Genomic DNA, 574 nt, shown 5'->3' on the forward strand with positions numbered 1-574 from the left:
GGCACCGACCTGTTTATCTATGACAAGGACTTGAATCAGGTGACGGTCAAGAAACTTGGCGACGCGCTAGGATCGTCGCCGGCGGCCATCCTGTTTGGCAGTAACGATCTTGAAAAGAACTTTACGCTGAGCGAAGCGGGCGCGCGCGACGGCCTCGAGTGGCTCAATGCCACGCCCAAGGCCAAGGATAGCCAGTTCCAGCAGATCAGCATTGGCTTAAAAGACGGCACGCCCGCCGCGATGGAGTTGCGCGACTCCTTTGGCCAGACGTCATTGCTGTCATTCACCAAGTTCGAAAAGAACCCCAGTCTGGGCGCCGAACAGTTCAAGTTTGTGGTGCCAAAAGGCGCAGACGTTTTCAAGAATTAGCACGCGGGCGCGGGCATGAACAAGAGAAAAATCGCCCTCTTGGCAGCCCTGGCCGCGCTTGCGGTATGGACGGCCAGCTCACGGGCGCCACGCGCGCAGAACCGGGTGCTGGCAAATGCCTTTCCGGCAGGTTTGCTGCTCTCGCCAGCCTCGTGCACGACACCGGAGTGGCCGCGCGAGGCGCGCCGTTATGAGGTGGACGGCA

At 60.1% G+C, this 574-nt stretch carries 2 protein-coding genes; both read left to right on the forward strand.

The features are described from left to right. On the forward strand, positions 1 to 369 hold a 369-nt coding region (locus ACP7BV_RS27740), incomplete at its 5' end, for an outer membrane lipoprotein carrier protein LolA (protein ID WP_426108136.1). Between the two features lie 15 nt (positions 370 to 384). Then, positions 385 to 574 (forward strand): hypothetical protein (locus ACP7BV_RS27745; RefSeq protein WP_426108138.1); only part of this gene is annotated, 190 nt, incomplete at its 3' end.

Origin of the sequence: Massilia sp. TSP1-1-2 (assembly GCF_049896185.1) — a bacterium.
In the GTDB taxonomy this organism is placed as follows: Bacteria; Pseudomonadota; Gammaproteobacteria; order Burkholderiales; family Burkholderiaceae_D; genus Telluria_A.